We start from the raw sequence: 6,172 nt of genomic DNA, 5'->3' as shown, positions 1-6,172 counted from the left end.
ATGAAATGGTAATTGAACGTCGAAAATCGCGGTCTTGATTTTTTTTGTTCGTTTTTTCATCAAGGAAAAAACGAATGTAAAATACTTTCTATCACTTTTTTATTCATAGCATATCTATTTTAATTATAGGTATTCATATGCTCTTCGGGGAAGAGAGCAAATAAGTAATCAAAAAACTCTTGTCTTTGATTTTCGACGGTCAAAATAAGTTTCAGCCATTGAATGTTTTAAATCATTTGCTACGCAAATAGTAAAACATTTTAACCATTTTCTTCAACTTTTTGACACTCGCCTCCAAATCATATGACATTTTTTTAATCCTTTTTCAAATACATCATACATTCTACTTTTTACATAGTACAACTCTAAAATCTCAATTCTCATATCTAACATCTAATCTGTACATCATACATTTAACTCATTACTTATAACTCATTACTTACAACTTAAATCAGGTAGTAGCCCCAATAAATTTGGAAAATGATATGAAAGGGTTTACTTTTAATTTGCGAAAAAAAGAGTATAACCTAACTGTCAAAGTCTCATTACCGAGGCTCAGATAGAGAGCGAGTAAAGAAAGGGGAACCTTTTCTTTACGTTCCGTTAAATGTTATAAAACGGAGAATTGTTCTTTAAAAGAATGGAAAAAACGAACAGACTTTGTCTGGTGGTTTTTTACGGATGAATGGAAATTGTTTCGTTCTCATTTTGTGTTGGGTTTTATGGAACGATGTTTCTCGTGTATGAAGATATACTTGCAAAAAAAGCAAGGAGCAGTCTCACACCTTAGATCCATGGGCGACCAAACCCGTCTTTAAAATCCGAGGATAATAAAGTTTCCACCTAAAGCTAACGTGAGAACCGCTCACATGCCATATACGAAAGTACAAAACTTTTGAGACATGGAGCAATTTCACGGTGTTCTCGATGGAAAATTGGTCGTTTTGGAATCGAGTCACATCGTTTAATTATGACTATCAAAAGTCTAATTATCAAATCGCTAATACAAATATAACAATATTTTTTAACACACCAATATATTGGTGTAAAATATTTTAATAAAATGATAAAATATTTTGAATTTGAAACTACTCAATTTGATTTTGAGTTAATCCAACATATTAAGAAACTAAGAATAAAGGAAAAGTTTTCACAAGAAATCCTTAGTCTTAAAATGGGTTTAGCGAAAAGTTTTATTGGTAATGTTGAAAATTATCGTGAAAAACATAAATATAGCACCCGTCACATCACTCTTTTAGCAAAAGCATTCGGGTACAAAAATATTGGTGAGTTATTAAACTTTCCAATTCCACAATACGACAGAATTAAAGTTACGGTAGAACAGACTTATAATGAGGCAGGCACTAAAGTATTGAAAAGTGAAGTGGTGAAGGTTGTTGAGATAAAATAATATGTTAGATTTTACAAATTATCACAAAAAATCTAAAGGACTTGGTGTAGATTTTTTATCAATATCTGTAATGTGCGTATAAATCATGGTAGTTCTAATGTCGTTATGACCTAATAATTCTTGAACTACACGAACATCAATTCCACTTTTTATAAGATGAGTAGCATAGGAATGTCTTAATGTATGTACGCTGCCTTTTGATAAAACACCAGCTTTACTCATGGCGTTTTTTAAAATTAATTGGACACTTCTTTCGCTGTATTGATCGCCTTTTGCGCCTTCAAACAAAAAGTCTTTAGGTTGATAAACCTTATAGTATTCTCTCAATAATAGCAAAAGTTTATCTGGCAAAGCAACTATACGATCTTTGTTACCTTTACTTTGACGAATAAGAAGTAAATTACTTTCTGATTTTATATCTGCAATTTTTAAATTTATCAATTCGCTTAGTCGCAATCCACAGCTATAGATTATGGTAAGAATAGCTTTATGTTTTAAATTTTCTGTTGCATTTAATAAATTTCGTACTTCTTCTTGAGAAAAGAAAGTTGGTAATTTATTAACTTTTCGTTTCGGATAAAGATAATTTAATTCAATTTTCTGATTTTCAACTAATTCAAATACTTTTTTAATTGCTCCAACCAAAGAACGTTGATAGGAAACACTGATATTTTCTTGAATTACTTTTGTATTGATAAACAATTCGATTTCTGAAATAGGAATTTCATCTAATCTATTGTATTTTTCCATCTGTTCTAAGAAAACTTGGGTGTAACCACAATACGATTTTATGGTATTGTTTGCATATCGTTGTAATTTTAATCGATTTTGCAACGTTTTTAGAATCGTTTCGCTATCCATACATTCATTATTACATTTTACATCAAATTACTTCGTGATACATGAATATTATTTTAGTAAGTGTCTAATTTACAAAAAAATAATTATATTTGCTTCTAATTTTACGAAATGCAGATATAGGTGATTTTTTACGAAACAAAAGCTAGATCAGTTTCGTGAAAAAACAATGTTATACGACACCCCTGAACGCCACCGCACATTCAAGCACATTTGGTTTTCCAACAGCACAAATCCAACGCTCAAAAACCAAAAGAGCTTGAATTTCCCTTCGCTCAAATATTGCTAAAGTCAATACCATTTACTAAATTTGCCAAAATTGTCAAGATAAAAAAATCAAGACCATGAAAGAAACATTTGGAGAATATATAAACAAACTAAGGTGCGACAATGGCTTGACCTTAACTAAACTTGCCGCTGCATTAGATATTGACCAATCAACACTTTCCAAAATAGAAAATGGCAAGCGGAGTATTCCGGTTGAAATACTGCCGAAACTTTCAGCTACTTTTAATCTTGACCTAAAACATTTGGAACACGAATATTTTAGTGAAAAAATTGCCGAAATTATTTATCCACAAGAAGAACCTAAACAACTGTTGTTGGCTGCGGAAGAGAAGGCAAAGTATATGAGAATTAAAAACCAACAACAAGGAAAAATAAACTTTTAGCTATGATTAAATATTCAAAACTTAGGGAAAAACTAAAAGTTGAAACCTTAAACGGCAACGCAGAAGATTTAGCATATTTCACACATTATCTACACAATCATAAAAATGGTGTATCTAAATCGTATGAGAAAAGAGCTAAAGAGTATTTCTATGAAATAAATGAAGAACTAAATATTGTTGCAGAACCTGCCGAATTACAAGCAATGCTTCCTATAAAATGGGACATTCCCTTTCCAGCACCTAAAAATCCTGACTTTACATTTATAGACTTATTCGCAGGAATTGGAGGTTTTCGTATTCCTTTACAAGAACTTGGTGGAAATTGCGTGTTTTCATCAGAATTTAATTACCACGCTCAAAGAGCATATGAATTGAATTTTGGAGAAGTTCCATTTGGTGACATAACGAAACTCAACACAAACATCGTTCCGAAACACGACATTCTTTGTGCTGGTTTTCCTTGTCAGCCATTTAGTATTTCGGGGAAAATGAAAGGTTTTGAAGATACAAGAGGAACATTGATTTACCACGTTTTTGAAATCATTCAAAAGCATCAACCAAAAGTCATTTTTCTTGAAAATGTAAAGCATTTGGTTTATCACGACAAGAAAAGAACTTTAGCAACCATTATCCAACATTTAGAAGAAATGGGATATGTAGTTTCAAAAAAAGTTCTTAACGCTTCTGATTTTGGTGTACCACAAAACCGTGAAAGAATAATTATTATTGGACACAAAAAAACAAAATTTGATTTCTCGAAAATCAAGAAAAAGGAGAAACCTTCTTTAAAAAATTTCTTGGACGAGGAAAACGATTTTGAATATTTGGAAGAACCTTATACCATTCTGGAAGAGCAAAAAGTACAAGATTCGGGATTGATTTTTGCAGGATATAGAAATAAGACTATCCGAAAAGCAGGAGTTAGAGAAGGAACTGAACATTTATCAAGAGTACATAAACAACCCAATAGAATTTATTCAACGGAGGGGGTTCATCCTGCATTACCATCACAAGAATCGTCTGGAAGATTTTGGATTTGGCACGAAGGAAAAGTAAGAAAATTAACTATACAAGAGTGTTATAGAATTATGGGATTTCCTGATAAATTCAAATTGTTATCTAATAAAGCAGAACTTTATAAACAGATTGGAAATTCAGTTGCAATTCCTATGATTAAAGCTGTTGCAGAACAGATTAAAACTCAACTTTTAATAGAAACGAAATAAATGGAGCCAACTGAATTTTTAGAAAAGGTTTACAATGAATCAATGCAGATAGTTGGTTCTGATGATATAATAAAGTCTGATTTAGACACAAGCATTTCCGGTCATTTAGGAGAAATATTAAGCAGGTCTGAATCTGCGAAAGGTGTTATTACTGTTATTTTGACAAGTGCTGTTTACAAAATTCTTAATCCTGAACAGGATATAAGAAATCACCAAACAAGTATTTCAAATGGCTATTCTGGGAGAACTTTTGATTCAAAATACATCACACCATTTTTAAAAAGTGTAAAATTTCCAGCAATGGCTGAAAGCGGTTGGCTAACTCGCTCTTTAGAACAAAAAGTTCCTTACGATTTTAATTATTCAGGAGCTATTAGACCAGATTCTTTGAAAACTGCATTTTTGGAAACCATTGATTTTATTCAAAAAGGAAAAGATATTGACAAAGTTTTGAGTTTCCTATTTCAAGGATTAATCATTCAACGTAATGCACAACATATTGATTTAGCTAAACCATTAAATTTACCAATTGCAACAATCATCAATTTACTTTCAAAACATTTTGATACAAAGTATTCGGCAGAAGGAGCATCAAGGTTGCCCGTTTTGGCTTTATACGCAGCTTATCAATGTTTGGTAAACGAAACCAAAAGATTTGATGGAAAAGTATTGCTACCAATGGAAAGCCATACATCAGCAGACACTCGAAGCGGAAGAATTGGAGATATTGACATTGTTGATGAGAAAGAACGGGCATTTGAAGCCGTTGAAGTCAAACACGGAATTGCTATAACCGCACAACTTGTAAAAGATGCTTTTGAGAAATTCAAGACAACGCAAGTAAACCGTTATTACTTACTTTCAACAGCAAATATTGACGCTTCACAAGTAGAAGAAATAAACAAAGAAATTGAACGTATAAAGAACATTCACGGTTGTCACGTTATTGCAAATGGTTTGACAAATTCTTTGAAATATTATCTGCGTTTACTTTCTGACACGTCCGAGTTCATTGAAAACTACGTGAATTTAATTGAGACAGATACTGCATTGAAATTTGAACACAAAAAAGAATGGAATAATATTATATCACAAATGTAGCCAACGCTTTTGGTAGCACATTTACATTTTCCCAACCGCACAAAGCCAAACAAAAAATGTAAAAGAACTACCAATCCAATGCAAAACGACAAACATAATGAAAAAGGGGCGGTCGTATAACATCGGTTTTGCAAAAGAGCGGGTTAAGTGCAAAATTCAACGGTAGTAATTCTTTCACCGCATAAGCCATTTTTATTTCCTTTTTTGTAATTTAGCAAATAGAAAATGGCTTATGCTACGGTAGTGCTAAACTGAACTTTTGTGCTTCCTTTTCCGCTCCTTCGCAAAGCCGTTTCCCGTTATCGGCAAGCAAATTTGACAGCCATGCCACAAAACAGAAACCTATTTTTTATATTTATTTTAATATCATTTTTTAGTTGTAAGGAGAAGAAAAAAAATAATATTCTCGAAAAAAGTAATAAAATTACTTCCACTAAAATTGACTCAACTAAAATTAATCAAAATCTAAATAAAACAGATACAATTCAAATTTCAAAAGAACATAAAGTAAATACTATTAAATGTGATTTGGATGGTGACAATCTTGATGAAATAATTCAAATTGTAAGAAATACTAAAAATGGAAAAAGTGGATTGAGAATAATTTTTGGAAACAAAAAAAAGATAGATCATTTAGGTTTAGGAAAAGATGTTTTAAACCAAGGCTTTGATGAAATTGATTGGGCAGGAATATTTGAAATTGCCCCAAAAAACGAAATATATTACAATAATGTAAGCGATGAAGGAGAAATTATTACAGAAGATGAAGTAAAAGATGAAGATAAAATAAAACTAAAAAATGATGGAATATTTATTCATGCAGAAGAAAGTTGCGGAGGTGGAGTAATTTATCTAGAAAATGGAAAATACAATTGGATTCAGCAAGAATAGTTTTGCCTGCAGAT

6 protein-coding genes are annotated in these 6,172 nt (G+C 31.6%); 5 read left to right on the top strand and 1 reads right to left on the bottom strand.

The window, feature by feature from the left end; all coding sequences use genetic code 11:
* Window positions 1-1,063 precede the first annotated feature (1,063 nt).
* Window positions 1,064-1,411 carry a helix-turn-helix domain-containing protein gene (locus N5E64_RS15260; protein ID WP_114999179.1) on the top strand — a complete coding sequence of 116 codons (348 nt, stop codon included), beginning with the start codon at window positions 1,064-1,066 and terminating at the stop codon, window positions 1,409-1,411.
* 21 nt (window positions 1,412-1,432) lie between these two features.
* On the opposite strand, the gene N5E64_RS15255 is transcribed toward N5E64_RS15260, so the two are convergent.
* Window positions 1,433-2,272, bottom strand: coding sequence for a tyrosine-type recombinase/integrase (locus N5E64_RS15255; protein ID WP_114999181.1), 840 nt, complete (start codon window positions 2,270-2,272; stop codon window positions 1,433-1,435).
* Between the two features lie 341 nt (window positions 2,273-2,613).
* On the opposite strand from N5E64_RS15255, the gene N5E64_RS15250 reads away from it, so the two are divergent.
* The 4 genes from N5E64_RS15250 to N5E64_RS15235 all read left to right on the top strand — a co-directional run bounded on the left by N5E64_RS15250 (window position 2,614) and on the right by N5E64_RS15235 (window position 6,158).
* Window positions 2,614-2,940, top strand: a complete 327-nt coding sequence (locus tag N5E64_RS15250; protein WP_280038249.1) for a helix-turn-helix transcriptional regulator — start codon at window positions 2,614-2,616, stop codon at window positions 2,938-2,940.
* A gap of 2 nt (window positions 2,941-2,942) precedes the next feature.
* Window positions 2,943-4,166 carry a DNA (cytosine-5-)-methyltransferase gene (locus N5E64_RS15245; RefSeq protein WP_280038247.1) on the top strand — a complete coding sequence of 408 codons (1,224 nt, stop codon included), beginning with the start codon at window positions 2,943-2,945 and terminating at the stop codon, window positions 4,164-4,166.
* On the top strand, window positions 4,167-5,267 hold the full coding sequence (locus tag N5E64_RS15240) for a hypothetical protein (protein ID WP_280038245.1): 1,101 nt from the start codon (window positions 4,167-4,169) through the stop codon (window positions 5,265-5,267).
* A gap of 261 nt (window positions 5,268-5,528) precedes the next feature.
* Entirely contained in the window at window positions 5,529-6,158 is a 630-nt protein-coding gene (locus N5E64_RS15235) for a hypothetical protein (protein WP_280038244.1), read from the top strand.
* Window positions 6,159-6,172: the final 14 nt, after the last annotated feature.

It is taken from the genome of Empedobacter sp. GD03739, assembly GCF_029843245.1.
Lineage (GTDB): Bacteria > Bacteroidota > Bacteroidia > Flavobacteriales > Weeksellaceae > Empedobacter > Empedobacter falsenii_B.
This window is presented reverse-complemented; position numbering and strand designations above follow the sequence as displayed.